The sequence below is a fragment of the Haloarcula sp. CGMCC 1.6347 genome, from assembly GCF_037078395.1.
GTDB lineage: Archaea > Halobacteriota > Halobacteria > Halobacteriales > Haloarculaceae > Haloarcula > Haloarcula amylolytica.
On the sequence record NZ_JAYMGX010000001.1, the window covers coordinates 809612 to 834589 of the forward strand.

Annotated in this window: 36 protein-coding genes; 30 read left to right on the plus strand and 6 right to left on the minus strand. The window is 47.3% G+C overall.

Annotated elements, in window-relative coordinates:
- Positions 1-169 precede the first annotated feature (169 nt).
- The 8 genes from VI340_RS04320 (at position 170) to VI340_RS04355 (ending at position 8658) form a co-directional block, all read left to right on the plus strand.
- Positions 170-421, plus strand: a complete 252-nt coding sequence (locus VI340_RS04320; RefSeq protein WP_336357855.1) for a hypothetical protein — start codon at positions 170-172, stop codon at positions 419-421.
- A 65-nt stretch (positions 422-486) separates the two neighbouring features.
- Entirely contained in the window at positions 487-885 is a 399-nt protein-coding gene (locus VI340_RS04325) for a hypothetical protein (protein ID WP_336357856.1), read from the plus strand.
- A 3-nt stretch (positions 886-888) separates the two neighbouring features.
- Positions 889-1803: a hypothetical protein gene (locus tag VI340_RS04330; RefSeq protein WP_336357857.1), complete on the plus strand. Its 915-nt coding sequence runs from the start codon at positions 889-891 to the stop codon at positions 1801-1803.
- Between the two features lie 51 nt (positions 1804-1854).
- Positions 1855-3423: a hypothetical protein gene (locus VI340_RS04335; RefSeq protein ID WP_336357858.1), complete on the plus strand. Its 1569-nt coding sequence runs from the start codon at positions 1855-1857 to the stop codon at positions 3421-3423.
- 68 nt (positions 3424-3491) lie between these two features.
- A complete protein-coding gene (locus VI340_RS04340) occupies positions 3492-4481 on the plus strand; it encodes a hypothetical protein (protein ID WP_336357859.1) in 990 nt (329 codons plus the stop codon).
- Between the two features lie 8 nt (positions 4482-4489).
- Complete coding sequence (locus tag VI340_RS04345) at positions 4490-5386, plus strand: hypothetical protein (protein ID WP_336357860.1); 897 nt, start codon at positions 4490-4492, stop codon at positions 5384-5386.
- Positions 5383-6537: a hypothetical protein gene (locus VI340_RS04350; protein WP_336357861.1), complete on the plus strand. Its 1155-nt coding sequence runs from the start codon at positions 5383-5385 to the stop codon at positions 6535-6537. Before VI340_RS04345 ends, VI340_RS04350 begins: the two co-directional genes overlap by 4 nt.
- 1047 nt (positions 6538-7584) lie before the next feature.
- The gene (locus tag VI340_RS04355) at positions 7585-8658 is read left to right on the plus strand and encodes a DNA-methyltransferase (protein ID WP_336357862.1); all 1074 of its coding nucleotides are present in this window, start codon (positions 7585-7587) and stop codon (positions 8656-8658) included.
- A 2-nt stretch (positions 8659-8660) separates the two neighbouring features.
- Here the strand turns inward: VI340_RS04355 and VI340_RS04360 are convergent, their stop codons facing one another.
- Positions 8661-9488 carry a NotI family restriction endonuclease gene (locus VI340_RS04360; protein WP_336357863.1) on the minus strand — a complete coding sequence of 276 codons (828 nt, stop codon included), beginning with the start codon at positions 9486-9488 and terminating at the stop codon, positions 8661-8663.
- Between the two features lie 633 nt (positions 9489-10121).
- On the opposite strand from VI340_RS04360, the gene VI340_RS04365 reads away from it, so the two are divergent.
- From VI340_RS04365 to VI340_RS04395, 7 genes are all read left to right on the plus strand, one after another.
- Positions 10122-10475 carry a hypothetical protein gene (locus VI340_RS04365; RefSeq protein WP_336357864.1) on the plus strand — a complete coding sequence of 118 codons (354 nt, stop codon included), beginning with the start codon at positions 10122-10124 and terminating at the stop codon, positions 10473-10475.
- A complete protein-coding gene (locus VI340_RS04370) occupies positions 10472-10669 on the plus strand; it encodes a hypothetical protein (RefSeq protein ID WP_336357865.1) in 198 nt (65 codons plus the stop codon). The genes VI340_RS04365 and VI340_RS04370 overlap by 4 nt, the downstream gene beginning before the upstream one ends.
- Before the next feature lie 129 nt (positions 10670-10798).
- Complete coding sequence (locus VI340_RS04375) at positions 10799-11233, plus strand: hypothetical protein (protein ID WP_336357866.1); 435 nt, start codon at positions 10799-10801, stop codon at positions 11231-11233.
- Entirely contained in the window at positions 11230-11442 is a 213-nt protein-coding gene (locus VI340_RS04380) for a hypothetical protein (protein ID WP_336357867.1), read from the plus strand. Before VI340_RS04375 ends, VI340_RS04380 begins: the two co-directional genes overlap by 4 nt.
- Positions 11439-11597, plus strand: coding sequence for a hypothetical protein (locus VI340_RS04385; protein WP_336357868.1), 159 nt, complete (start codon positions 11439-11441; stop codon positions 11595-11597). Before VI340_RS04380 ends, VI340_RS04385 begins: the two co-directional genes overlap by 4 nt.
- Before the next feature lie 198 nt (positions 11598-11795).
- Entirely contained in the window at positions 11796-11984 is a 189-nt protein-coding gene (locus VI340_RS04390) for a hypothetical protein (RefSeq protein WP_336357869.1), read from the plus strand.
- 103 nt (positions 11985-12087) lie between these two features.
- Complete coding sequence (locus VI340_RS04395) at positions 12088-12594, plus strand: hypothetical protein (RefSeq protein ID WP_336357870.1); 507 nt, start codon at positions 12088-12090, stop codon at positions 12592-12594.
- A gap of 343 nt (positions 12595-12937) precedes the next feature.
- On the opposite strand, the gene VI340_RS19830 is transcribed toward VI340_RS04395, so the two are convergent.
- Positions 12938-13318 carry a zinc-ribbon domain-containing protein gene (locus tag VI340_RS19830; protein ID WP_442905114.1) on the minus strand — a complete coding sequence of 127 codons (381 nt, stop codon included), beginning with the start codon at positions 13316-13318 and terminating at the stop codon, positions 12938-12940.
- 131 nt (positions 13319-13449) lie between these two features.
- Between VI340_RS19830 and VI340_RS04400 the strand changes: the two genes are divergently transcribed.
- From VI340_RS04400 to VI340_RS04450, 11 genes are all read left to right on the plus strand, one after another.
- Positions 13450-13836 (plus strand): hypothetical protein, encoded by a 387-nt coding sequence (locus VI340_RS04400; protein WP_336357871.1) that lies wholly within the window; start codon positions 13450-13452, stop codon positions 13834-13836.
- A 218-nt stretch (positions 13837-14054) separates the two neighbouring features.
- On the plus strand, positions 14055-14240 hold the full coding sequence (locus tag VI340_RS04405) for a hypothetical protein (RefSeq protein ID WP_336357872.1): 186 nt from the start codon (positions 14055-14057) through the stop codon (positions 14238-14240).
- 140 nt (positions 14241-14380) lie between these two features.
- Complete coding sequence (locus VI340_RS04410; RefSeq protein WP_336357873.1) at positions 14381-14587, plus strand: hypothetical protein; 207 nt, start codon at positions 14381-14383, stop codon at positions 14585-14587.
- Between the two features lie 518 nt (positions 14588-15105).
- Positions 15106-15435 (plus strand): hypothetical protein, encoded by a 330-nt coding sequence (locus VI340_RS04415; protein WP_336357874.1) that lies wholly within the window; start codon positions 15106-15108, stop codon positions 15433-15435.
- On the plus strand, positions 15432-15626 hold the full coding sequence (locus VI340_RS04420; protein ID WP_336357875.1) for a hypothetical protein: 195 nt from the start codon (positions 15432-15434) through the stop codon (positions 15624-15626). Before VI340_RS04415 ends, VI340_RS04420 begins: the two co-directional genes overlap by 4 nt.
- 543 nt (positions 15627-16169) lie before the next feature.
- Positions 16170-16307, plus strand: a complete 138-nt coding sequence (locus VI340_RS04425) for a hypothetical protein (RefSeq protein WP_336357876.1) — start codon at positions 16170-16172, stop codon at positions 16305-16307.
- Positions 16308-16681: 374 nt separating this feature from the next.
- A complete protein-coding gene (locus VI340_RS04430; RefSeq protein ID WP_336357877.1) occupies positions 16682-16804 on the plus strand; it encodes a hypothetical protein in 123 nt (40 codons plus the stop codon).
- Entirely contained in the window at positions 16801-17076 is a 276-nt protein-coding gene (locus tag VI340_RS04435) for a hypothetical protein (protein WP_336357878.1), read from the plus strand. The genes VI340_RS04430 and VI340_RS04435 overlap by 4 nt, the downstream gene beginning before the upstream one ends.
- Positions 17073-17381 (plus strand): hypothetical protein, encoded by a 309-nt coding sequence (locus VI340_RS04440; protein WP_336357879.1) that lies wholly within the window; start codon positions 17073-17075, stop codon positions 17379-17381. Before VI340_RS04435 ends, VI340_RS04440 begins: the two co-directional genes overlap by 4 nt.
- Positions 17378-17812, plus strand: coding sequence for a hypothetical protein (locus VI340_RS04445; RefSeq protein WP_336357880.1), 435 nt, complete (start codon positions 17378-17380; stop codon positions 17810-17812). Before VI340_RS04440 ends, VI340_RS04445 begins: the two co-directional genes overlap by 4 nt.
- Positions 17809-18459, plus strand: coding sequence for a tyrosine-type recombinase/integrase (locus tag VI340_RS04450; protein WP_336357881.1), 651 nt, complete (start codon positions 17809-17811; stop codon positions 18457-18459). The genes VI340_RS04445 and VI340_RS04450 overlap by 4 nt, the downstream gene beginning before the upstream one ends.
- A gap of 9 nt (positions 18460-18468) precedes the next feature.
- On the opposite strand, the gene VI340_RS04455 is transcribed toward VI340_RS04450, so the two are convergent.
- Together VI340_RS04455 and VI340_RS04460 are read right to left on the minus strand one after the other, a co-directional pair.
- Positions 18469-18816, minus strand: a complete 348-nt coding sequence (locus VI340_RS04455) for a hypothetical protein (RefSeq protein WP_336357882.1) — start codon at positions 18814-18816, stop codon at positions 18469-18471.
- A complete protein-coding gene (locus tag VI340_RS04460; RefSeq protein ID WP_336357883.1) occupies positions 18806-19264 on the minus strand; it encodes a hypothetical protein in 459 nt (152 codons plus the stop codon). Before VI340_RS04460 ends, VI340_RS04455 begins: the two co-directional genes overlap by 11 nt.
- Before the next feature lie 215 nt (positions 19265-19479).
- Between VI340_RS04460 and VI340_RS04465 the strand changes: the two genes are divergently transcribed.
- Both VI340_RS04465 and VI340_RS04470 read left to right on the plus strand, forming a co-directional pair.
- Positions 19480-19788 carry a hypothetical protein gene (locus VI340_RS04465; RefSeq protein WP_336357884.1) on the plus strand — a complete coding sequence of 103 codons (309 nt, stop codon included), beginning with the start codon at positions 19480-19482 and terminating at the stop codon, positions 19786-19788.
- 223 nt (positions 19789-20011) lie between these two features.
- Positions 20012-20752, plus strand: a complete 741-nt coding sequence (locus VI340_RS04470) for a hypothetical protein (protein ID WP_336357885.1) — start codon at positions 20012-20014, stop codon at positions 20750-20752.
- A 66-nt stretch (positions 20753-20818) separates the two neighbouring features.
- On the opposite strand, the gene VI340_RS04475 is transcribed toward VI340_RS04470, so the two are convergent.
- On the minus strand, positions 20819-21052 hold the full coding sequence (locus tag VI340_RS04475; protein WP_336357886.1) for a hypothetical protein: 234 nt from the start codon (positions 21050-21052) through the stop codon (positions 20819-20821).
- Between the two features lie 164 nt (positions 21053-21216).
- On the opposite strand from VI340_RS04475, the gene VI340_RS04480 reads away from it, so the two are divergent.
- Both VI340_RS04480 and VI340_RS04485 read left to right on the plus strand, forming a co-directional pair.
- The gene (locus tag VI340_RS04480) at positions 21217-22254 is read left to right on the plus strand and encodes a DNA cytosine methyltransferase (RefSeq protein WP_336357887.1); all 1038 of its coding nucleotides are present in this window, start codon (positions 21217-21219) and stop codon (positions 22252-22254) included.
- A gap of 693 nt (positions 22255-22947) precedes the next feature.
- Positions 22948-24063, plus strand: coding sequence for a hypothetical protein (locus tag VI340_RS04485; protein WP_336357888.1), 1116 nt, complete (start codon positions 22948-22950; stop codon positions 24061-24063).
- A 55-nt stretch (positions 24064-24118) separates the two neighbouring features.
- Here VI340_RS04485 and VI340_RS04490 read toward each other — a convergent pair whose 3' ends face one another.
- Entirely contained in the window at positions 24119-24547 is a 429-nt protein-coding gene (locus tag VI340_RS04490; protein WP_336357889.1) for a hypothetical protein, read from the minus strand.
- Between the last annotated feature and the right edge of the window lie 431 nt (positions 24548-24978).

A 24978-nucleotide genomic window follows, 5' to 3' on the forward strand; every position in this document is an offset into this window, starting at 1 on the left:
CACACAGTCGCCCGTATATACGCCTATACGCCAATTCGTGCAGTCGCATATACAAATAGACGAATAACCAGACTTCTTGCTTAGATAGCCTCTCAGCGTGTACTACTTTATTGCGTCATTGTGTCATTGAGTCGATGGATATTAAGTCCTGCTTGATAGTATCATATGTATGACAATCAAGTCTGTTCGTATCAAGGCGAGTAAGAACCGGGAGCAATTTGAGCAGTTACCAGTCCGGGGAGAATTCAGGAAGAGGGATGTCGAAGTGCTGGACAATGACCAGTCTCTCTGGGCGTATTTTACCAACTCATCAAGTGGAATTTTAGTTCAAGTTGGATTCGATGATGACGCCAACGTGGGGATTTACACGTGGCCATCTGATATGCAGGATTTTCTTACGGAATTTCAGTCCGGTAATTGAAACTTGTTACTAACTGACACGAAAGACGCTTTTAAGTACTTCCCCCAACATATCAATAATCGTATATGTTGGATAACTTTGACCCGCTACAGGTCCTCACCACCATGTTGGCGTATCTGTTTGCGTTGACTGGTGTGGTGGCTAACGGTGTCGGGACGTTCAGTATTGAAGGAGTAAACATCGGAATGACATTGGTGAGTATGGGTGGTCAGGCACTCACACTCGCACCAATGCTGGCAATCGTCTCATTGGTAGGAGCGTACCTGCTCAATAATCGTGATTTCAGCGATTTCAACGACCTCCAGACCTATATCGCTGGAATTGGTATCGTACTGGTTCTTGGTACAGCACTCGTTCCCGCGATGACTGCATTTGTCATGGGTACGGCGTTCGTGGGTTGGATTGTACTTCTGATTGAGGCAGTATCGTTCTCAATTGTAGCTGGTTACTGGAATGGTGCATAGATTATGACTGGAAATAACACTTCGAAGATTGCGTTGGTGATGGTACTGATGGTTGGTGGGTCGATGGTCATTGCCCCGGTCGCCGCACATGATGAATTAAATCCATCAAAATGGACCACAGAGCAAGATTGGAATAACCTAACCGACAGTCAGACTGGAGTTTCTGTATCCAGTGGTGGTTCGGTATCGATTGATGAGAATACTACCTACGCGTCGAATAACATCACGTTGTCTGATGATGCACACTCAGTGGGAGTCAATATCACAACTAACGACATAGCCGCAGATACCGACATTACGCTAGTCAATGCTTCTGACGGGTCATCGGTAGGCTCTGTGGGTGTCTTTGGCAGCACAGGAAATCGCCTCGTCGCTAGTGATGTTACGGCTGGTGATTATTATATCGAAGTAGCGGTAACAGACGATGCTGATGGCACTGCTGAGTCGGTCACAATCGATAATATAAACGCCGAACTGCAGAATAGCGACCCTGTGCTAGTTCGCGGTCAGGCATCAGACGAATATCGAACTGAAGTCGGAGATAACGTCACTCTTGACTTTTCAGCGTCATTCGACGCTGACGGCGATAATCTGACGTACTTCATCAAACAGAATGGTAAACTGAACGGGACGCAGGTAGATGGCGATACGCACACGCTGACCCACGATTCGATTGGCGAATACAGATACGATGTGCAGGTCGAAGATGAACACGGTGCCATGATGGACGCCGGTGAGCAGATTACAGTGACTGTGCTGGAAGACGGGTCACTGACCACTGAAACAGACACGGATACTGGAGGTTCCGGGACAACTGGAGACAGTACTGGGCCACTCGGATTTGGCATCCCACTCATTGTCTACGGACTTGTTGCAGGTGTACTCATCTTGGTCGGCGTTGCATCGATTGACGAATAACTAAATAGGCGTGTCAGCATTCCAGAGTGCAATTCTCTGGGCGTCTCTCATATGACACTGAACAAGTCTCTCCGAACGATGGGGGTGATAGTCTTGGTTAGCTTAATCGCTTTACAAGGATTGGCTCCAGTCGTAGGAACTGCATCTGCAGAACCCGTCGGTGTCGGGTCTGGTGATGTACGAAAATGCTCTGAGGTGGGCACCATGCAGATGTATAATCCAGATTGTCAGCCACACTATGGTGATACGAACACAACTACTGTAAACGGCAAGCAGACGGTCGTGTACGAGCCTGTTAATGTGGAAGGTCGCACAAACGAGCAAGTCCATTACGATTTGTTCTTGGATGGCGTTTTCATGAAAGATTCATCAGAACAACATACAAAACAAATCCGTTCACACAGCAACCAAACTGTAGCTCTGGCGTATTCTGAGGCTTGGAATAATATAGTCAAGGTGCGTAACAATGGTGGCTCAGAAAGAGAGGCTGAAAAAGCCGCATATGACTCAATTAACGAATTTTATTCGATGCAAGAGAAGTCTCTATACGTCAGCCAGAATCGGAAGGCTCAGCGGACGCAGGTGATGGTTCAGACACTGAATGAGACTAGCGGACTCACAACAGACCACATTCTGATGGTTCCGGAGTTTGATGCAGGACATTTCGAATTTCCGACGAACAATGTCACACTGTCGAATGGTGAGCAGATGACTGTAGTGACTGCAAAGTATTGGAACGAAGATACTGGGTCTGGTTACGTTGATGAGGAAGGATATCACTGCTATACGCCATACAACCCATCTACTGGGTGTTCAACAACTCCTGACAATACTGCTATTGCCGATTGGTTGCAGATGCAGGACCCTGATGGGAAGACCATCACAATCATTGACGGGCGAGAGTACAATACATCGTATCAGCAAATCAACGATAATCGCAAACAAGCTATCGATAACGCTGATAAAATTGTAGATAGTGTTTACAAGAACTGTGAAATAGGCGAATGTCAACCACAGGACGCTGGCGGAATCAGTATGATTTATTCGATGTCGTCTAACTACGATAGTACCGGTCATTACGCCCCAGTAGCGGCGTTGATGGGTTCGGAAGGTCTCGCAGGCAACGGTGATTCTGCATACAATATCACGTGGCAACAGCGTCAACCAGACGGAAACCTCAGCGAGTCGAAGACAGCATCAGGGCAATTATTCTGGACTGATGGTACGTTCCCAAATGATACGGTAGAAGATGGGGTTACGTACAATGCCTCTGAACAGAATGGAACTGCATACTTTGTCTATCAAGATGGAACTATGGCGGGCGAAGTTACGTTCAATGACGAGTATACGGTCAACTCTATAACTAACACTAAGACCGGGGAACAAATCAACTCAACAACTGCCCAGAATACACAATTCGATACGACAGACACTCAGAACCTGAATAAGAATATTAAAGAATTGCTTGACCGGATGGAAGAGCTAGAGAATGAACAGAATAGTGGAATTTCGCTTGGAGGGACTGGAATAGTAAGCGACATCCTATCTCAATTTAGGGAGATAGGGATTCTTGCAATGATTTTCGGCGGAATTGCTATTGTTATCTTCATCAAATTGTGATTCTTATGATTCGAAATTTATCTATTACACTCGTTGTGATTTGCCTGCTGTTTACCGCATCACCAGTGATGGCCCAGTCAGAGACTTCGACCGAGACTGGGATTACCAACGACCAGATTATGGAGTGGTACAATTCCGAAGCCGACCTGTCTGATGAGGACGCAAAACGTGCATTAGACTACTATAATAGCAACTACGAGGAGTTCGACTCCGAAGTGCGTGGGTCTGTCTCATTGTACTTGGAAGGCGAGGTCAACGAGGCTGAGACATCGACTCCAGAACCTACGGCAGACCAATCGGATGTATCCAAAGACGATTTCCTCCAGTACGCCCGGGAAGGTCGGGATGTATCCAAAGACGAAGCCCGGTCGCTATACAGTGCATATACGGATAACATCGGACGGTTTGACTCAGATGAACGGGAGCTTGTGGAGAACTGGCTAAAAGACCAGATTGCAGGTCGGAAATCCGAACCTACAGGGACTGGTCTGGATGACCGTTCGTTCCAGTTTGTAGACGATGATGGCTCAAATAATACAGAGACAGAAACTTACCAACCCGCTCTGGAGGCTATCAACGACTCTCAAGTTACAGGGTCTGAGCTACCCGATGTATTCGATTACCGGGGCGAACGAGTCTTGCCCGGGTTACGTTTAGAATATGAAGAGTGGTCGGGTAATCACACGACACTGATTCTGGTTGCTGACCGTGATATGACCGTATCCTTGAACGATGCATGGCTGGCATCATCGGATGTTGACCGTGCCGCTCCACGATATGAAGTAGACCTTCAACAGGGCCACAATGTTGTTCAAGTTCGTACGCTGGCGGACAGTCAGGGTGAGGAGTATCTGGCTGTCTCATCAACGGACTACGTGAACACGATAACGAACCCATACGAACCCTTCATCGACAGGATTCAGAAGCGGCATATCCCTGCTATTGTAGCAGGCTCTGTGCTGGGATTCGTGTCGTTGTTCGTCCTGTTTGCTAGCTCACGCAAGAACAAGTATAAAGGTCGATTCGTCCACATAGACAAGGTTCTCAATCGAATTTAGGTGATATTATGAATGTACAACTAATCGCAATCGGCGTTGGAAGCATCGTACTATTGGCTGTTATTGGAAAATACTTCGAAGAGTCGATTCGGGGCGGCATCCGGGGACTGAGACTTAAATTGCAAACAGAGGGCGTGGCGACCACCAAGCGAGACAAGATAATCAATGTCCTCTTGAAGAAAGAGTTCTGGCTATTTGTGGCACTCTACGGCGGTGCAACGTACGTTTTCATCCAGCGGAAGGGTGCAGACAGTATCATGCTCCGTGCGGGTATTGCAGGAATGCTACTGACGATACTGGCGGCTCCAATCGCATACATGCTGGCTAAGATGTATGTGTCTGTCAGCAAGGACACTGTGGCTGCATTTGATGCAACTGAAGAGAATCACGATTTGTACGTCACCGGTCCAGAGACCATCTCTAAATTGAAAAATGAGACTGATGAGAGAATCGGTCGGCGGGAGACTCGGTTCGGGAATACAGTTCATGCAATTCAAGATGTTCTTGATGCAAAATCTCTGGAAATCAGAGGACTTGGGCCACGAGAGACACCCGACGACGATGCCATCATTGCTGACCCTAAGAGACAGCTAGAGGCGTGGCGAGACACGATTATGGACACCTTCGCACAAGTCCGTGACGAACTGGTCGCCCGACCTGCTCAGCAAGCTCAGTCGGAATACGAGACCGCTAACCAGTTCGCACTGGACTATGAGCAATCTTCCTCACGTTACGGAGAGAAACAGGAAGAAGCGAAGCGGGAGATGTCGAATTACGAAGGGAGAGAATCAGATGAGGATAAACCCGAATCTGAACCTGACGAGAAAGAAGAGTCACTTGGAGAGCTAGCTAGACAGATGGTAGACAACAGTATGGACGAATCTTCCAAGGGTGGTGATGAATGAGTACTAGCAATGACGGGTATTACGGGGCGGCTGAGCTATCAGAACGGTTCGACCAACTGCTGGACATCGACGTTCCCCGGGATGTTGTTCAAGTAGAAGACAAACGGGCACTGGACGTTCTGCTGATGATTCTGCAGAATTACGACCCGAACTACCATCCCGACCTTACCAACGACCCGATGCAAGCTCCTGCTGTACAACGTCTTCTACAACGTGCGTTGTCACGCGGGGCGTGGGATGCGATTTATACGGCTCACGGGGCACGATTGGATGCGTACACGGGACTGACCAGCAACTACGCCGATATGTCCCCAGACGAAGTTCTCGGGGAGATTGAGTCACTCTGGAAGGATTACCCCACCTTTGCAACCTACGTCTTCGCAAAAGGTCCGCCAGCAGGTCCGACCGGCATGGGTAAAACCAACTTCAGCTACAAGCTGTTGAACATCGGTCAACGAGTCTATCCTCAGATGAAAGTGGCATCGAACAACGATAGTGACCCGTACAAGACCATCCAATCGTGGACAGACCTCGTAGAGTGGCTCAAGACTACGGATGGTCGGAAGTCCTTCTTGTTCGATGAAGCCGCACAGGAGTTGATGTACGCCGATATGACGGCGGGTAAGGTCGTATCCAAGCTCTTGAAGCTACTTCGTCACCACCGGGGAAATATCATCTTCGTCGGCCACACTGGGCGAGATATTCCCAAGGACGTTCGACGCCAGTTGTTGATTGTCAAAAAGCTGAGTCAAGACACTGCTGAATTCGGTGTTGGTCTTGAAGAAACTGGAGAAGGGATTGCAATCTCAAGTAGTATTCTGAAGGTCAAGGGAATCCGAGAGACACGTACAGACTATGACGATATTGACGACGAAGGTCACTTCGACTTCGACGGTCTGGATGGTGATGGTAGTAGTGATGAGTCTGATATCGAAGATGCACCCCGGTGTCAAGCAACAACTAAGGACGACGAACTATGTCCCAATGATGCCAAGATTCCGGGCAAAAACCCGGTCGTCTGTAAATCACACCGGAACAAGCGAGATGAATTCACTTCAGACGATTCATCTAATAGCTGTAAGGTTTGCTCAAACTCTGTGGGCATCAAGAACGGCTTTTGCGTCAATCACGATGAAACCGATTTAGAATAGATTATTTCTAATCTGACCGTGAATTCACGGTCAGAATCGCTTCTCTACCGTGAATCTGAAAATATACGCACGCGTGCGTCGCACGCCTTGGCATAGGGTAAGCCCCCCTCCCCCTCTAACCGTATCGGAGGAACACTAATGGGATAAGTCACCTGATAGTATAATGTCTATGATAAGACAATCAAGCCCTGACGCAGAAGATGTTGCACAGAAGCTCCAGTCAGAACTAGAACTGGACGATACACCGACTATCTGGGATACTCACAATCACCGTGGTCAAAACATCAATGTCGTGACCGGAATCAAACACTATCCAGATGCAGTCAGTACGATGGAGCAGTGTGACACAATCGTTGGTGACGACATCGACGCACTGTCAATCCGGAAAACGAACGCATACCCACATGATGACGCAGTATGCGAACTTCACGCAGTCGTCGCCTACATCCAATAATGAACCAATCAAACACCAACGCAGAATGGACGAATGGAGCAAATACAATCACCTGCCCTGACTGTGGAAATCTAGTCTACGTCAGCGGACTGGAGACCTCGTGTGATTGCTAAGATAAGATTCGATGTAGTGGCTGAACGGCCATGAACCAACGATTCATTTGCTCAAGTAAACATTCAAGCCTCGTCTGGTAATCAATCCGGGCGAGGCTTTTTCTTATTTTAGCGACATACCTTTGCAATCGTATGATAGTATCAAATATATGGTAAATCAACTTACCGAAATCACGTACGCTGGAGAACAGATGCATCCAATCGATGTCGTAACTTCACTCCGAGCCGTTGGAGCGTCAATGCGAGAAGTCCGGGGAATCTTGATTGGACTCGGACTGTCACCTGAGACAGTCTACACAGCGACGTACCAACAGTGACTGACCGAGTTTTGCAAGCAATCGTAATTTGCTTGTTTATCTTGATGTCACCAATCCTATTCATCGCGGATATCTATCTCACACTTCGAAAGTAGGTACGTACACATGTACATCCTCGCTCTATAGGGAGGTTTATTAGGGAAAACACGCCAGATTAGATATAATGTTAGAGCCGGAGGATGTGGCTGATTGGTTAAGCTCGGACTCCGCGAACGGCCTCGTTCACGGAGATAATCGCGAGGTTCTGCAGAATTTTCCTGACGAGTCTGTCGATTGCATCATTACATCACCACCATATTGGGGCGTGCGAGAATACAATGGCGAAAGTACGCTTGGGAACGAAGACACGTTTAACGATTTCATCGACAATCTACTAGACATCTTCTCAGAACTTCAGCGTGTCCTCAAGCCCGAAGGGAGTTTTTGGCTAAATATCGGAGATACGTACCAGAACAAGGATTTGGCAGGAGTTCCGTGGCGAACTGCATTGGCGATGAAGGACAGGCAAGACTGGGTTCTACGGAATGATATTATTTGGAATAAGGTCAAAGGTAACCCAAGCTCGGCTAGTGACCGACTCCGTGTGATGCACGAGTATGTCTTCCACTTTGTCCAACAGCAATCGTATTACTATGATGATGATGCTATTCGTGACGATGAAGACTTTGAGTTGACCTACAAGGAAAACGGGGATGTAGTCTCACCTACAGGTGTGTCTGGGGCACGATACCGTCGCCAGATTAAGAACAACGAGAACCTTACTGAGGAGGAGAAAGAGAACGCACTGGAAGCCCTAGAAGAGCATCTAGAGATGATGAAGAACAGGGAAATCAAGGACTTCCGTATGGTCATCCGTGACCAACAACGGACGACTCACGGAGATTCAGAAGACCTCTCAGGTCGGGCACGTGAGAAAGCAGAGAACGGATTCTACTTCCTCCGTTACAACGCGAACGGCCCGATGCCCGAGAATATCTGGGACATTGTTCCCGAAGACGAACATAGGGATGATGCACACTGTGCCGTCTACCCGGTCGAACTTTGTGAACTCCCCATTAAGGCCACATGTCCCGAGGATGGTGTCGTGCTAGACCCGTTCGTCGGTACCGGGACAACGGTCGTCGCAGCCAACAAGCTACAGCGGCGTGCTATTGGAATTGATGCCAGCAAAGACTATCTTGAGACAGCGAAAGACCGTCTTGATAGCGGTGTACAGATGACCTTCGATTCGTTGTAGCCTCAGAAGCGTTCTTGAATCGTTTGTTTAAATTCGTCCTTAGTCGGTGCCTCAGCATCTTCTGGAGCTACCATCATGCCAGTAATCCCTTCAATGTCGGCAGAAAGTTTCTCATCGATTTCCCACTCATACTGCTCTGACTCGTAGCTGTAGTTCAGCGAGTAGCTGTAAAAGTGAACAGGGTCGTCCGAACGAGCAGGCCGCAACCCAGAGGCATCGTAGTTGTCCCGGATATATTCAATAGACACGTCCTGCACAAGGAAAATGAGGTTTTCTCCCCAGTCACGGAATGTCTGACCTTTCTTAAACGCTTGTTGCATCATCGTCTTCGTCAATGACATTGCCCAGTTGATACCGTATGTTCCATCCACATCAGTCATATCACGGTCTTCATCAAAGTACCCCTCCCGATACTCCCATACAGAACCCGTGGTATCCAATGCCTGTATCTCCACTCCTGCGAAATCCAGTACTGTCCCATCATCTGCTCGCTTCCCAGCCACGTAGTCTATTGATGTGCCGAGTAGTGGAACTTCTGGTGTAGCGAAGTACTCTCCCTCATCAACGAACAGTGGTTCGATTTCTCCAAGTACATCCTCCGTCTCAAATCGGTGTGGACAAATACAGTGTGGGCGGTACTCATCCTGTCCACGACCTCGGTAACCGACCGAACACGTTCCGATACTCTCTCCTTGACTCTTACGTCGCTTCTTGCATGTGTCCCCGAGAAATGGGCAGTGGTCATCTTCCATCCCCTGTTCAGCATTTTGTCGATTACTATAGAACTCCCCATAGAATTCTACAGGATATTTTCCAATTTCAGGCTGCATAAGCCGACATGAACAATCACGGTGCATGAATCTACCGGAGGTATAACCAGATATGATAAAGCCCCTCCAAAGCTAGTTTTAACCTAATTTCATATATTCGATAAGAATCAATTTAACGTTCATGATGAGGAATATGAGTGCTCTCTTATACATCTACATCGTACCCATATTTGTACAAATGACTCTAAGAGATTCTGTATGGCACGAGACGATGACACAGCTTGTGAAGACCGGGCAGTTTAGGATTAGCGAATTGCCTTTTGATGAATCGCAGCGACATACTGTTCGACGGACGCTTCGTGAGATGGAATCGTTAGGTTGGCTGTCCCGAGAGAATGACCGTTCCGCAACGTGGAGAATGGGCGAGCAAGCCGAACTTCATCTTAATGTCTCTGCGGAGAAGATAGAAGCGGCACAGGTTTGAGTAACAGACGAAACGAGGGGTGTTCTGAAAGACGCTTTTAAGTACTTGAAGTACCATTACTCTAACATGTCAGATAATAACTATGATGACATTCGACGTGCGATGTACGAGCGTGGAATCCCGAAGCAGGAACAGGATTTGATGATTCAATTAGCCAGTGATGCTGGCCGAATGAATGTACTGGAGGAAATGTATGGTGAGAACTGATGGTGTCTACTTATGACCAGATAGAGAACCTAGGAACAGTCTGTCTCATATTTGGAATCGTCGTTGCTGGATTTGGTGTGGTTGGTATATTCACCTTCGACGCACCTCACGACGTGTCTGCCGAAGCATCTAAGATGGCAGATATGAGTGATTCAGAGCTTCAGCGGTACCTCATTGATTGGAACGTAGAGGATGGCAACGACGATGAGCGAGAATACACTGCACAGGAAGTGGTCAACGAGATGGAAGACCAAAACCAATCTTCGTTCATATTCAACCTAATCAGTGAACTCCTGCTTGTAGTAGCAGGACTGTTGGGTGCATACTACGGCCACAAGCGAGGTGATTTAGAATGACGTTCACTCGTCGCTTCTCCAGTGTGTTCACCACGGTCGTCGTGACCGGGATGTTCGCTGGAAGCTATGTAAACTCATCCGCCTATTTGTTCCCGTGGTGGCTGTTTCCGACAGTGGTCGTCGCCATCACGGTCGTACTGACACTGATGAGCTTTGGCGTCACCCATCTGCTCCACGGTGATTCCGATGTCTGAACTCACTCAAGAGGAGCTAGAACTCCTCCTCCTGAACAAATCTAATGTGCAGGGACTAGTCCACGTGGATACCGTCATTGACCTTCTCCAAGCACACGATGAAGCTGCAACAAGTCCGGGTGGTTCAGTATGATGTGGAGCATCACTGAAATAGCATCTCCTGCTGGACACGACCCAGTAGTCTCCCGATTCAAGACGCACAAGGGGTACGGCATCATCCGAGTGGACAGGGATTTCGTTGAAGTCGAAGTAATTGGCTACTCTAAAACTCACAAAGTCTACGTTGGGGAGACTCCGCCGGAAGGTTACGAGAACCTGTTCGGAGAGAATCCGTCGCTTGAAGACGTTGAAGCAGTATTCCCAGATTACATCTCCGTCGAAGCCGAGTACCTGACCGCATGGGGCGAGGACTGGCCATCTAAGATGGAGTCGGAGAAAGTGGAGTTCATCGATGACGGTCTCACTCACGCACAATATATGGGTCACAAAGGAACTGGTCGGACGAGAGCCAGAGCTCTCCGAAACCTTGCCGATTCCTTGGAGCAAGATGGTGGTTCAGCGTGAACTACATTCAATTCAATGTACTGTGTGGCATCACGTTCGGAGCATTTGCTGGAGCGGTCCATACGAGTGTCTACGCGTTCCTGTTCTACGCGGTTTTCTTCTCCGTGCTGTTCGTCGTTGGAGAATTCACCATAATGTTCGCGAGAGCAGGAATTACCAAGCACCGGACAGGAGATTGGCCGTGGGATTCGGACGAGGTGGTTGAATGAGCGTCACCATCACCATCAGCGACGATGGCCAAGTGGAAGCGATGCACAACTCTGGACGCATACTGTGGTCACTGGAACTTGATGCTACAGACGATACATTTGATGAAGACCTTGCAAATTGGATAGGAGAAGTAACTGCACAATACGCTGACTGATTTTTCTATCAAGTATCAGAGAGAAAACCGGGCAACTTGGCAATATTTGCCTATTGCCGGGTATTCGATTTAGAGCATCGGAACCAAAGGTGTGTGGACTCGTCTTTCTGTTTATCTGGGTATTCGTGTACACAAATAGGCGTCTATACGCCTACACGCATTCTACTATTTTCACCCGGGGAGTGTTGATTTCCTCACATGGCCAATGTGAGTGCTATCACGAATCAGATATACACGATATCTGCAGTCGGGACAGTCTTCATAGGAATCCTCGCACTCGTGTATGGAGTTCAAATTGAGGTCGTGGAACCCATCGTCCTATCAGGTGCGTTGGTCGTCGGCATCATCAACATCTATTGGTTATTCAGAGGTTCCGGGGCGTACTGATTCTTACCAACGCAGAACGAGCTATTTGGAGATGGTAATTGAATTGACTTGATTAGGTATATGAGCAGAAAGATGAAGTATACCCATATATTTGAACAGGTGTATGAAACGTAGAACGTATCTAACTGGTACAGCAGTGGGATTGTCAGCACTCGCAGGATGTGGTGGCGGTGGCACAAGTGGCGATGACGATAGTCCAATAGATGCAGAACCAGAAGAGTTGTTGCCAGCAGCGGACTTATTCGGTGATGAATGGGAGAAGCAGGGCAATGGAACAGGCGGGAGTTTAACTCCAATAGAACTTGACGGTGATACTGCAAAAAATTCGTTTGCAACTGACGGTGGTCAACAAGGAGTTGATGTTGAGGTGACTGTATTCGAATCAGTTGATGAGGCTATGTCTGGTTTTGAAGATATGCGTGATGCCGACTCATCAGACCCCAGTGTTGAAGATGTTGACATTGCATCCGAGGCGTATTTGTTTGATGCATTTGACACCGTTTATTTCAGAGACGCTAACGTAATTGGTATGTTAAGCCACGTGAGCGATACCTCGCCAACTAAACCAGTAGAATATGGTGCTGATTGGCATAGAAATTGGCGAGAGTAAATACAAAATTGTGTGAAGATTTCTATGACACGCTCTCTGCAAGTAATTCTAACCGAGGTCTCGTGCAGTCTCATCGTCGATTAAAGCAGACATTGACGCAGTGTGGTCGCTTCCTTTCGTTTTGATTCGTAATCGATTTCATCGTCATCAGTATGCACTGTAACCGTCGCTGGTCCACCAAATTCGATGTCAACGTGGCCACTACCTTCTGCCATACCGATTAATGTCGCCCATCTTATTTCTCAGTCATGCTCAAGTATCTGGTCCAAGTCTATTGATAGATATTCATACAGGCGTATATACGACTATACGCATATTCGTCTCTACTGTTCGATTAATTAACTTATATCCGGTGACGAATAGGATTGACAATCCAGTACCAGAGAGGTGGGAGTACAAAAATCCCAATCCCCAGAATGAACATCCACATTGCTATCGCTGCTTGTGTCGGGTAAATATATTGAGTACTACCGTACCACAAAGCAGCTACGATAATCAACACGATTCCACCGAGTATCCCATATAATCCTGATTTAAAATCAAAATGACCTCCACCGGAAGGAGAGTCTGAATGGTCTACATTCTGTTTTGACTTGTCTACATCCTGCTTTGGATGGTCTACTTCTTGCTTTGATTTTGACGCTCTATCTTGAACACTCTCACCACAAGATGAGCAAAACTGTACGCTATCATCTAATTCCTCACCACACGACGAGCAATACATGGTATGTAACTGATGGCCCAGTCAATTAAACCTTAGTCTACAGATGTTTATATCAGATTTTCAGGTTCTAAAATGACAATAAGATAACCACAGGGTATAGGCAGTTCACGTCGAAATAATCCTTTAGAGATATGATGGAACGAATCAAAGATATTATAAAATATACAAATAAGTCGAACCAATACTCAAAAAGAGAGCTTGCAATAATAACTGGAAAACGTGTTACAAAGATTGCTTTAATTGTATGTCTCATTATAGGAATTGCATCACTATTCGTCCAGAAGCTCCCTCTAGCAACATTCGGTCTACTGCTGGATATACTGGCTGTGCTATTACTTTCAATCGGAGCTATAGACGATTATCTAGACGACCTCCATGCCGATTCTCTCGCACCAGACGTAGGTGATGAAGAACATAGCGATAAAACTCGGTATGACCTGATACGAGCAATAGACGAGTCAGTTGCAGTATTAATGCTGGTGTCTGGGTTCGCCCTTCAGATACCAGCAACTTTCTGATACAGCCTCAATTTTCTCAAAGATATAACTGCTGAATATTACCAACGGCGATGCACCTTTGCGATAGTAAGATGATTGATATGTATGGAACAATTCTTGTTAGAATCGATGCTGGCATTCAGTATCATACTGAATTGCGGGCTCATAGTCCTCCTCTCCGAAGAGTGGGGTGATGAATCGTACCAGAGCGACTTCTCCGATTATAACGGTGGTAACCGATGAGATTCCAAACACTCCGATATGACTTCCAACAACCTGAGTGGCTCGCCGTGCTGTCGGCAGTAGTCCTGACCTCGCTCGTGCTGGCCGAAGTGATGTCCCCTCCGTACTCGTACATCGCATCAGTCGCAACGACGACGCTCGTGTTCGTTGTGTACCGAGGAGCGGTTGGACGACCAGATTGAACTGCCGAGTCTACACGAGTTCCCGAATACACGTATAGACGTTTATACGCAGAGATTCCTACACAAATAGTCTCCTACACCTTGTCTGAATCTTACCAACCAGCGATGTACCTTTGCACTATGTTGAATAAGTGATATGTATGGCAAGCAAGTACGAAGACCCGGTTTCGATGGATTGGATAACGTTCCTCTCAATCTGTACAGTAGTAATCGGATGGCCAGCCATCCAACCAGTGAGTATAGAGCCGTCCAGCATCGAACCACTGCTGTGGATATTCTGGGGAGTTTTCACCCTGCTGTTCGTAGCATACCTCGCACTCCCTCGTCCAGAAAGTGATGGTCAATGACTCAAAAAATAGGTAGAGGGGAATGGTATCTTATACAGTTCACACTCCTCTGTTTGTTAGTAATAGGGAATGTTGTCATCCTGCCAGTCACCCTTGCTATCAAGACGTGGCGACAAGCTCGTGCGAGTTCGAAAGACTGTGATGTTATCCGATGCAGGAATTGCGGAAAGAATCAGTATGGTGAAGAGAATCAATACTGTACCCGGTGTAACTTGTCCTCAACTGATGTGATGTACACTGGTGATGGTCGATGACTGACCCGGGATATCCTATCATCGGTAACATCGTCGCAATGGTCGCGGTCGTGTGCAGTATCCTTCTTCGCCTACTTTCAGACTGATTGCTGAGCTTCCGATTCTTATTATAACCGCACCTTTTGTCGGCTCTCAGTCGCTCTAACCCACCTCTTTCGTATGCGAGAGCGTCAGCACTACCGATTTCCCAACGATTTCCGTAGCTTCTACCCTTACATTTGGTGTAGGGGTACACTAATAGGGTATAATCTCATTGCTACATATATGATGTCTAACACATCCAAAGGAGGTGCAAAGAATTCGAACAAATACTACGTCGTCTGGAAGGTTACCTACGGAGGTTGGGACAAAACACTCGTCTCTAACACACCTGTCACCGCTAAGAAAGCGAACAATCTCATAATGAAAGGTTCGCTCAACTACGTGACGAATCACGGCACATCCATCAAGAACGTAGACAACAGCGGTCCCGTCCACAGCGTAATGGCGAACCCACTTACTGGGTCGAAGCCCATCAAGTGGTACGCCAAGGGGTACGACAGCTACAGTGCAGCAAACAAGGCTATCAACAACTTCGACCCACGTGACGTATGAGCCACGATATCTACCTCAGTGACCAGCAGAAGCGAATCGTTGAACTGCTTGATGATGAGAACACGTGGTCGGAAGCTGCCAACGAACTCGGAATAGCCCAATCGACGCTAGAAGAACAGATGCGTCGTGTCCGAGAGAAACGTGAACGGTGCGGGGCGACGCTTGACTGGCTGGCCGAACACGGTCGTTGACTGGCACGGAACAATTTTACGAACCTGTACCGTCTTATTTGAGTGTGAATGATTTCGAATTGGATGCTCGTGTTCTATTTTACACGATAGTATCTATCACGGGTGTCGCTTGCTTCATCGTTATCGGTTCAGCTATAAACTCTACTACGATGATTGACCCGGGCGCACCACTTTACGACACTCAATCTGGATTTATCAAGGATGTCGGCAATTCATTTCCCTTGATAATGAAAAGTGGAATTGCGATAGTTATCACCTCTATTTGTGTGTTAGTCGCTTATAGTTCGCAGTCTGGTCGCTAACTCTTCTTCGAATATTTTTTAGGCTCGTTGTAGACGTTTAGATGTCTATACGCATAGACGCATATTGAGATATCCGAATATTTGTTTAGCCGATAGTCAGTTTGGGTTTCTTCTCGTAGACTCCCAAACTGAACCTACTTTTCGACCCTATATCGGGGTGAAATGTAGGGTAAATCGCGTCAATATGCAGACTCCCAAACTGAGAGACGCTTTTAAGTACTTGTAGGATAATTGATATTATATGGTAGATGACCTGACCAAGGCAGAACAGGAGGTGATTGAAGACCGACTCCACCTCATCGATGACGAAGAATCTCACATCAGCATTGACGAATTTCTTGACCAACTGGCCGACGACCTCGCAGGTAATTCACAATGAATCCAGAACTTACCAACGCCGAGTGGGAGATGGTACTGGCACGACTGGCCGAAGTCCGGGACGGACACTATGTTGACATTGAAGAAGGTGATTCCCGATGATTGGCATCTTTGAGATTGCAGCAGGGATTGTAATCGGCGGAGTTGCCTTAGCGATACTACCGTACGTACTGTTCGTACTAGTATTCCTACTGTCCGGGGTATTGATGGGAATTGACCGGGTGATTAACCGATGAATGAACGTCAAATCCTTATTGAAAAGTTGAAGTCCGGGGAGTCTCTGAATAGCGAAGAACGACTGAAGATTATCGGATACCTGCAAATCCGAGCAGGCCACAATATCAAATCATGGCGTTCACAGACAGGTGATTCTGCATGAACGTCCCAGAGAACGTCCAGCTTGAAGGAGTCCGGGGAGACCAGATTGTTTCACTGGAGACATGGGAGGTTGATGACGACGAAGACGACTGCCACGAAGCAGATGGTGACGAGCGATGAATCTGTCCACCGAACAGAAGAACGGTGCAGTTGTGATGACCGAAGACGGTGAGGTCTCGGTCGAAGTAGGGTCGTATCACTGGGAACGTGGATACGATGACGAGTTCCCTATCGAATTCGAACACGACCATTACGGTGGCATCAGCGGACGGATTGAGATGTCTCCCGATGAGGCCCGACAGTTCGCGAACAATATCCTTGAATCTCTTGAGAAAGGTGATTCCCAAGGGGAGCACACATCAACCTCTGACTTCGTTGGTGATTCTAGATGACAGGACTTCCAACGTGGGCTGACGGTCACGTCGGTCTCTGGTCGTGGAAGTGCCCCGAATGCGGCGACAAGTGGCAGGACGACATGGATGGCGAGACCGTCACGTGCCACTCGTGCAACACCGGGTTCTCCGTGACCCTCCAACTGACTCCCAGCGACCACGTGAGCGACGACACACTCGCCGCCTGCTACTCCAGCGGCGCACCGACCATCGAAGAGGTGGCCGAAGCGACCGGGCAAGACCCTGAAGACATCCGAGCGACGATTCAGGAAACTATCCTCGCAGACAAAGGTGATTCCGCATGAATAATACGAAATACCATCTGGGAGACTGGCTCATCGAAGAGTATGACCGCTCCCGACATACGATTATTGACGTTGACCAGTCCTACGACCAGCCAGTCTACACCCTCTTAGAACTCTACAAAGGAGAGATGGTGGAACGAACGGTCGCTGAAGATGGACTGGACCACGGTTTCACCGTAGTAGCATCAAGCCCACTCGCTGGAATCTCCCCGGACGAAGCGATGGATATGTTCTCAGACTCTGACGAGTTCGGCCCGGGAGAGATTGAACGCATCAACGGGATGTCGATGGTTGATGGTATCCACGCGATGGCCGACGGCGATTTCGCGACGTTCGAAGACCTCTGGGACGCGGTACAGGAAGCGAAGGACGACAAGTTCGTTCGACCCGACCAACCGTTCGAATTCGACGACGAAGGTGAATCAGAATGAGTAACACAGAATCCAAGACACAGACCGTGCATCGCTACGTGAATCTCCGAGAAATCGACCCTCTACGGGACGCAGCACACGACCGAGACCTTCGCTATGATAGCCTCGGGCGTCGCCTGCGTGATGAGGCACTCGTCGTGCTGGCCATTGACCTTGGACTCCGGGTGAACGAATTGCGTTCACTGAAAGAATCCATGTTCCGACTTCAGGATGGGGAAGTAATGATTCCCGGGCACATCCAGAAGGACTACCCGGACGAGAATATTACTCCGAGTGATGCAACTATCGTGCTGGACACCTACGGTCACTTTGGAACAGTGAGGCTCTTGAGGAGCTACTTCAACAGTGAATGGTATCAGGACCGAGACAGTGACTACGTGTTCCCCTCTCGCCAGTCAAACCAGATGTCCACAGAGTCGATGAGGAACGTGGTAGAAGACCTTGCTCAACACGCAGACATCACTGTTCACCGCTCGGATGGAGAACCCGCCGACCCCGAAGAATTGCATCCTCATGCCTTCCGACACAGCTTGGCGAACTACATGTTAGCCGACGACGACACTCGCCTCGTGGACGTTCGAAACAGACTCCGACACCGTTCTGTGACGACGACAGAACGAGTCTACGACCACTTCCAACGACGGTGAGGAAAGACCTCAGATTTTCTTATCAAGTACTTCTATCCACTTTAGACTGACTTCCAGTAAGCCGATTATCAGAGACATCACTCCAACTGTAGATATAAAAGAGAAACCCGTAGTAGCTGAAATTGCAACTAGAATCAGGCCGATGACTCCGAAGAAAACTTGGAGAGTGCGGAATCCAAGCTGGACTGTGGCTTTAGAAAATTTAGAACTTTGGTGGGCATGGCTTGCCTCTTTGTAGGTAGCAATAATTATTTTGTCATACTCAGAGAGATTTGAGGACTCGCTTTCTTCCCCATATTGATTTGACTCAGAGGTAATGGTCTTCTCAGCATCATCTGAGTCATCATCAGTAGCCATCGATAGCCCTCAAGATATCGTATATCAACCAACGAGCGAGACCTATCGCTGACCCGAGTGCAAGAGTCAAGAACAGGAGCCCAACACCAATATGAGCGAACTCAGCGGTCAAATTCGGGACAGAATACAAATCGGTAGATAAGAAAGCCACACCACTAACGAATGCTGAAAATATTAGCAGTCTTGAAAGCTTATATTTAGCCTCTTGCCTTCTTTTTTTATACAACCTGCTGGACTCTAGCTGGACTTCGAATATATCTTTTTTCTCAGATGGCGATAGGTCAGTCAAGGATTCCCTGAGATGTTCAGAATCTTTAGGACTGATAAAGCCCAACCCGTGTCCATGAGATAGGTTACGTTGACCTGAAAAATCATCTTCATCAGGGTCATCTGATGAGCGAATCACATCTTCCCAATCATCAGAGCTTTGGGAACCCGAATTTGTCATATTATAATAAATAACTGGTTGGTACTTAGAATCCCCGGCTTACACAATAGTACATGTGTACGTACACACCCCCGTACACAGAATCTGCTACGTGGCAAATGACATAACTTCGCAGAAGATATTTCCCCTATTTATACATTACTCTATTATCAGTATATTTTAATTACCAGTTTACCAACACACCTATAGGGGTATAGGTCATCTATCCAATTGCAATGGTCGCAAACACCACAGCAGAAGACCGAGAACAGACCGCTAACAAACTTGACGCAGACTTTGACGAGTACGAGGCAGAAATCCGAAACGCAAACGAAGTGATGTACGAAGATGATGAAGTTGTCGTACTCGTTGACTCATCACTGAACGGGCTTACAGAGATGGCAAATACACTCAGTATTGACCACACGGTCGCTCAGAACGTGATGGACAATCGCATCGATGCTCTCACCCGTACGCTGGAACAGCACACAGACAATCTCTGGGAACTCCGAACGAACACCCAAATCCTCGTGTTCAACAAGTAATGGCCACAACACAATACATCGCAGACGATGTAGACTCGCTAATTAAACAAGCTCAGAAGCAAGACGGAGACACCGAACAGATGGAGTTTCCAACCCGAGCAGAAGTCATCCGGCGGGCGTTGGATGACTACGTTGACTCCTGATTCAGTTTTTTGAGGTAATTTCGATGTTCTCTTTGGAGTTGTAGAAACATATTTAGTCTGATAGGTATTAATTACCAACGATGGCTATTGTAACTAAAACAATTAACGGCTACGGACCATATCAGTATAGAGTCACCTACGAGAACGGAAAGCACCACTGGGAATATATTGGGCCAGTAGGTGGGGAAGATAGTTCTTCAACTGCCGACGTTGACCAAGAAGATGAAAGCAATACAAATGACGAGGGACTCGCGATTGAAGACGTGGGAACGTATTCTGACGGTTCACCACAAGTATTGATTGACGAGCTTGCTGATGAGCTTGGAATCGACCCGGGTGAGATTACATCAATCAAGTCTGTGTCTGGCGAAGGGAAGGACGAATTTGATTGGGTGAGCGGAGAGAGTGTTACCAACGGTCAGTATGAAGTGTACGTTGATTCAGAGCTCGCGGAACGAGTGAAAGTTGAGAAAGATGGAACTGACGCAAAGCTAACTACGCACGATTCCCGGCGTTCTCTGACAGAAGGTCTCCCTCGCACAAGCTGGCGTACGTCTGGATTTGATACGGATTATAGTGAAATGGTTGGCAAAGAAGTTGAGATGGAACTGGAGTCTGGAGAAACCGTCAGTAAAGAGTTAGTACTACACGATGACAGTGAATCAAGTGAAAGCAGTATCGGACTCAAGGAATCAGGATATACTGCTCTCGTAGATGATGGGTCAATCCAATGGACAAGTGACGGCCCAGTCTATGCGAAGCAAGGGATTATGTTCGATTCAGAGAAAACACCTGTAGAATCCATCACGGTCAAAGAGTGAGAGTTACCAACGTGGGAAACACCTCATTCAGACCGTTTTTCAACGACGTTGAGGATTGAAACAAGACTACTCCTCTTCTTCCCGGTCTTCGACTATTTTTGCTTGAGCGATGAGATAATCACCTAAATCCTTAGCTTGGCCCGGGGAAAGTCCGACCCCTAATCGCATCTCCCCACCCGAGGAACGAGATTTGATTGATATGCGAATTTGCTCCGGTTCTGCCGACTCTACCTTGATAGTTGACTTACCCCCCATCTCCAAATCCACATACCCACCTTCATCTGGAATTTCGATTTCCATAGATGAGTTAGAAACGGAGGGATGATATATGTAATCCTGACTATATTTGCGTTATATTTTGAGACCACAATCGCCGGAATACATTTGCAGCATAGTAACAATAATCTGATATGAAATCTCAATCAAGACCGGTATCATCAAGTAAACAATTTCGTGATGTACATATGGATAAACAATCCACGAAAGTACTTGACCTGTTCTGTGGTGCTGGCGGGTTCTCAGTCGGTATTGACGATGACACCATCGAAGTGATAGCTGGTATTGATATCAATGAATCTGCATTGGAGACTTACCGGGCAAACATCGATGCCCCGGGATACAACATTGACATAGCAGAAACGACGCCAGAGGAACTGTTACAACAAATTGGAGCAGATACAGAGGATATTGATATCGTCACTGGCGGGCCACCGTGTCAGGGATTTTCACTGGCAGGTGACCGAGACCCGGATGACCCTCGGAACAAGCTCGTTGATTCATACTTTGACCTAATAGCCCACATTGAACCATCTCTATTCTATATGGAGAACGTCAAAGGTCTCCTTTCGATGGATGATGGTGAAGTCATCCGGGGACTTGAACAACGAATTGAAGACATCGGATATGAATACGATTATAGCGTCCTGAATGCGGCAGACTACGGTGTTCCACAGACACGGGAACGACTGATACTGATTGGGTCGAAGCACGTCTTACCAACGCTTCCAGACCCAACACACGACGATGATTGGGTTCCACTGCGAACTGTTCTTGATGGAACTGGAGAAACTGCAGATGGAAAATCGTACTTAGTAACATCACCGAGTGGAGATTCCTATCAAGTGCATGGGAGAGATTCGTTCCGTACAACAGATGCACCTGCGTACACGCACACAGGCAGGTACTCCCGGTTAATCCCGCCAGAGTTTGTTCCACACGACGATGCGACTCCTGCCACTGCCCAACACAGACGTTTGACTAAGCGAGAGTCTGCACGAATCCAATCCTTCCCGGATGATTACGAGTGGCGTGGAAACGGAATCATGCGACAACAAGGAAATGCCATGCCTCCACGACTGGCCAATGCGATATCCTCATCTATTGCAATCCTGAAATATAACAATCTAAAAGCAGACTTGCGAGAATCACGCAGCTACCCGAATGTTGAAACACATAGACAAACGAAGCTTACAGACCACGGATTCGTCCTTGCTGGCGATTGAGGATTAGAAGGCTGTCTGCCGTATCCCTTGGGCGTGGCTGTCGCTGGGAGGTTCACAGCTTGTAAAGAAGCCCCTCACAGCCAGAATTTTATTTTTTTTGGGTAGCTGGCGAAATGTGTAGGCGGCGGGTTCTGACGCTGAAAGCCGAACGGTGCGGAGAGGCTGTCTAACGCAGTTCTTCAAATCGGAACTCTCTCTTTTCTTCTTTTCCTCAGCTACTACGTTATTATTATAATATGAAACTAACATTTAGGCGTATATTTTATACGTATAATAACCAGCTAATTAGCCCAATTGGGATAGTTTGTTTTTGGGCATATTCTGGAGTTTCGGACATCTTTGTCAACTCGCTCAATCCTAACTCGTGAGACCTCGTTTTTCGGTGGATTTGGTTTCACTCTCACTACCTGTTGCCGACACATTCTCAGTGCCACCCAAGAAAATAAAATTCTCAACTGCGTCGAATCACCAGTTTTGACTGACTCCCGGCATTTGTGTGGTCACTCGCAATATCGGTCACCCACCCAAATATAAAAAATTCTATTTTGACCTCTTTTTACCCCTGATTTTGGCGTCTGTAAGGCTTTCACTATACTCAGACATCAATAATTTGAGGGGGTGTTTGAAGTAAAGACAACCGTCCGAGGTGGAAGTAGATATATAAGGTAAGAAATCTAAGATGTTAGTACGACAATGAGTAATCAAGTTGAAATTATTGACAAGGCGGTGAATATTACAGATGGAAAGCCAGCAGAAAAGCAACCAACGATGCCGGGATGGGCAATTTCAGCCCTTCAATCGGGCGAAATTCGACAGATGAGTAAGGGAGTTATCGCATACGAGTGTATGATGATGGCCGACACCGGACATTCGGATTCGTTCACAACTATCGAAAACAAGGTAACTTCCTCAGTGTCAGAAAATCTGAACAAGATGCTGGACGAGATGGTATCAGAACATGTTGCAGATGCTAGATACAACCTACGTGAATCGTGTGACTACCCGGAAGACCACACGGAAACAACTAAACTTCAACTTCCGAGCGAAGTTGTAGACGAAATGCCCGACTACGAATCTGGATATCATATCGCGGATGCGGTCGCATACGTGTACGCCAGTCCTTGGACATCACGGAGTGAACGACTATCGGACGTGCAGGACTTGGTGGCCATCATCCGAGGTGATTCGGTCGATGACCCATCGGACTTTGTACAATCTGTCATTGACAATGATTCAGCCAAGTATGATGTTCAAACACTACACGATGTAGTTGAAGGAGAAATCGAAATCTGGGAGCAGTCTGGATTCGACCTTGCTGAACTCAAGCGGGTTGCAGATGACGTGACACAGAACAAGGAAGCACGACCAGCGGCACTTGAGTCTGCATTAGAAGCTGAAGATGACGTGTATAGCTATGAAGAAATCGTGGAGGTAGCAAAAGATGTCTACGATTGTGTGCCATCGTCGGCCCGAAATTATGCAGACCGAGTGAACCTTAATTCCGGCATTAAAATTGAACTGGAAGAGACTGCAGCAGAGATTGCAGATACAGTTGACCAGCACAATTCGTTGACTGCGGCTTCCATCTGGGACTTGATTGGATTCCGTGGCAGCATATCCACTGACCAAGCAGACGAGCTATCTGGTGTGTATACTGAATCACTTGAATTCGCGGAGACTATTGCAACTCTCCGTCGCTGTATGCGGGATTCCGTCCAGTCTGAACCAAAACAAATCCAGAAAGGACATCAGAAGATGACGGAGTGGATTAACGCCCGGGAGAAGCAGGGTCAGGAACAGCTAGCTTGAACTTCGTTGAAGCGTAGAATCACTACTGTTCTACTGCAATAATTTTTAACGGTATTCACACGGAGAACAGGTCGGTGAATTTGTCCTTCCAGTTTTCCAGATTCTCAATCCGAAACTTGAGTCCCCTGTGTTTGTTTTCAAGGGCTTCCACACGTTCAATCGTATTCTCCAAGACCTCGTTCTCACGGGCATCAAAATACATGTCTGATGCATCGCTACTGATTGTGTTTTCGTCGGCGTATCGCACACCTGAATCAGTCAATCTTGCGACCTTGGGGGCATCTCGTGCTCCATATCCAGATTTTGCTTTACCAACGGTGATTAGGCCCATATCTTTCAGCTTCTCAAATCGGTAATCTCGTGAGTTTTTGGAGATGCCTGTATCTTCGTAAATTTCTGTGGTCGATGCTTCTCCGCCCCGGTCATAGACTGAAAACAGAAACACCTCTGATTTTACGTCCATATTGGATGGGTAGTTATCCATATTATATTCATTGATAGACAAGTGCAAATATCCTTTCATCCGTTGTAACCCGTCACTAACGCATTAGACGCGAAAGACTGGTAGATGGTGTCAGATGGTGCTATTTGAGACCCCGACACCTTCCATAAGGCCCTACCCATTGATGACCTTCAAAACTGATTGTTGTAGCGAGTGTCACCAGTGACGCAACCCATCCTTCAATTGAGAGAGTACATTTCGTGAGCTAACCTTCAAAATCCTGCTCAAGAGTATTTCTATTGAGGACTTGGATTTCACTGTTCTTCATTGAAAGACGGTCCGGGGAAGTTCCCCGGGTGATAATCAAGCCCGCGGTCACGTTGACCATCTATTCATAGGGGTCATAAGTACTTAAAAGCGTCTACTATTTGTCATTTTATTCTACTTTTGGATTGGGAACACACTAATGGGAT

What these genes read in the sequence shown, in the direction of transcription:
- VI340_RS04425 (WP_336357876.1), top strand. Translation starts at nt 16,170, where the DNA reads ATGGTAGATGACCTGACCAAGGCAGAACAGGAGGTGATTGAAGACCGA.
- VI340_RS04490 (WP_336357889.1), bottom strand. Translation starts at nt 24,547, where the DNA reads ATGGATAACTACCCATCCAATATGGACGTAAAATCAGAGGTGTTTCTG.
- VI340_RS04460 (WP_336357883.1), bottom strand. Translation starts at nt 19,264, where the DNA reads ATGACAAATTCGGGTTCCCAAAGCTCTGATGATTGGGAAGATGTGATT.
- VI340_RS04375 (WP_336357866.1), top strand. Translation starts at nt 10,799, where the DNA reads ATGATGTGGAGCATCACTGAAATAGCATCTCCTGCTGGACACGACCCA.
- VI340_RS04385 (WP_336357868.1), top strand. Translation starts at nt 11,439, where the DNA reads ATGAGCGTCACCATCACCATCAGCGACGATGGCCAAGTGGAAGCGATG.
- VI340_RS04455 (WP_336357882.1), bottom strand. Translation starts at nt 18,816, where the DNA reads ATGGCTACTGATGATGACTCAGATGATGCTGAGAAGACCATTACCTCT.
- VI340_RS04440 (WP_336357879.1), top strand. Translation starts at nt 17,073, where the DNA reads ATGACAGGACTTCCAACGTGGGCTGACGGTCACGTCGGTCTCTGGTCG.
- VI340_RS04475 (WP_336357886.1), bottom strand. Translation starts at nt 21,052, where the DNA reads ATGGAAATCGAAATTCCAGATGAAGGTGGGTATGTGGATTTGGAGATG.
- VI340_RS04395 (WP_336357870.1), top strand. Translation starts at nt 12,088, where the DNA reads ATGAAACGTAGAACGTATCTAACTGGTACAGCAGTGGGATTGTCAGCA.
- VI340_RS04410 (WP_336357873.1), top strand. Translation starts at nt 14,381, where the DNA reads ATGGCAAGCAAGTACGAAGACCCGGTTTCGATGGATTGGATAACGTTC.
- VI340_RS04335 (WP_336357858.1), top strand. Translation starts at nt 1,855, where the DNA reads ATGACACTGAACAAGTCTCTCCGAACGATGGGGGTGATAGTCTTGGTT.
- VI340_RS04350 (WP_336357861.1), top strand. Translation starts at nt 5,383, where the DNA reads ATGAGTACTAGCAATGACGGGTATTACGGGGCGGCTGAGCTATCAGAA.
- VI340_RS04415 (WP_336357874.1), top strand. Translation starts at nt 15,106, where the DNA reads ATGATGTCTAACACATCCAAAGGAGGTGCAAAGAATTCGAACAAATAC.
- VI340_RS04355 (WP_336357862.1), top strand. Translation starts at nt 7,585, where the DNA reads ATGTTAGAGCCGGAGGATGTGGCTGATTGGTTAAGCTCGGACTCCGCG.
- VI340_RS04390 (WP_336357869.1), top strand. Translation starts at nt 11,796, where the DNA reads ATGGCCAATGTGAGTGCTATCACGAATCAGATATACACGATATCTGCA.
- VI340_RS04470 (WP_336357885.1), top strand. Translation starts at nt 20,012, where the DNA reads ATGGCTATTGTAACTAAAACAATTAACGGCTACGGACCATATCAGTAT.
- VI340_RS19830 (WP_442905114.1), bottom strand. Translation starts at nt 13,318, where the DNA reads ATGTATTGCTCGTCGTGTGGTGAGGAATTAGATGATAGCGTACAGTTT.
- VI340_RS04405 (WP_336357872.1), top strand. Translation starts at nt 14,055, where the DNA reads ATGAGATTCCAAACACTCCGATATGACTTCCAACAACCTGAGTGGCTC.
- VI340_RS04320 (WP_336357855.1), top strand. Translation starts at nt 170, where the DNA reads ATGACAATCAAGTCTGTTCGTATCAAGGCGAGTAAGAACCGGGAGCAA.
- VI340_RS04325 (WP_336357856.1), top strand. Translation starts at nt 487, where the DNA reads ATGTTGGATAACTTTGACCCGCTACAGGTCCTCACCACCATGTTGGCG.
- VI340_RS04360 (WP_336357863.1), bottom strand. Translation starts at nt 9,488, where the DNA reads ATGCAGCCTGAAATTGGAAAATATCCTGTAGAATTCTATGGGGAGTTC.
- VI340_RS04340 (WP_336357859.1), top strand. Translation starts at nt 3,492, where the DNA reads ATGGCCCAGTCAGAGACTTCGACCGAGACTGGGATTACCAACGACCAG.
- VI340_RS04480 (WP_336357887.1), top strand. Translation starts at nt 21,217, where the DNA reads ATGGATAAACAATCCACGAAAGTACTTGACCTGTTCTGTGGTGCTGGC.
- VI340_RS04345 (WP_336357860.1), top strand. Translation starts at nt 4,490, where the DNA reads ATGAATGTACAACTAATCGCAATCGGCGTTGGAAGCATCGTACTATTG.
- VI340_RS04430 (WP_336357877.1), top strand. Translation starts at nt 16,682, where the DNA reads ATGAACGTCCCAGAGAACGTCCAGCTTGAAGGAGTCCGGGGAGACCAG.
- VI340_RS04445 (WP_336357880.1), top strand. Translation starts at nt 17,378, where the DNA reads ATGAATAATACGAAATACCATCTGGGAGACTGGCTCATCGAAGAGTAT.
- VI340_RS04435 (WP_336357878.1), top strand. Translation starts at nt 16,801, where the DNA reads ATGAATCTGTCCACCGAACAGAAGAACGGTGCAGTTGTGATGACCGAA.
- VI340_RS04450 (WP_336357881.1), top strand. Translation starts at nt 17,809, where the DNA reads ATGAGTAACACAGAATCCAAGACACAGACCGTGCATCGCTACGTGAAT.
- VI340_RS04420 (WP_336357875.1), top strand. Translation starts at nt 15,432, where the DNA reads ATGAGCCACGATATCTACCTCAGTGACCAGCAGAAGCGAATCGTTGAA.
- VI340_RS04400 (WP_336357871.1), top strand. Translation starts at nt 13,450, where the DNA reads ATGATGGAACGAATCAAAGATATTATAAAATATACAAATAAGTCGAAC.
- VI340_RS04370 (WP_336357865.1), top strand. Translation starts at nt 10,472, where the DNA reads ATGACGTTCACTCGTCGCTTCTCCAGTGTGTTCACCACGGTCGTCGTG.
- VI340_RS04485 (WP_336357888.1), top strand. Translation starts at nt 22,948, where the DNA reads ATGAGTAATCAAGTTGAAATTATTGACAAGGCGGTGAATATTACAGAT.
- VI340_RS04465 (WP_336357884.1), top strand. Translation starts at nt 19,480, where the DNA reads ATGGTCGCAAACACCACAGCAGAAGACCGAGAACAGACCGCTAACAAA.
- VI340_RS04330 (WP_336357857.1), top strand. Translation starts at nt 889, where the DNA reads ATGACTGGAAATAACACTTCGAAGATTGCGTTGGTGATGGTACTGATG.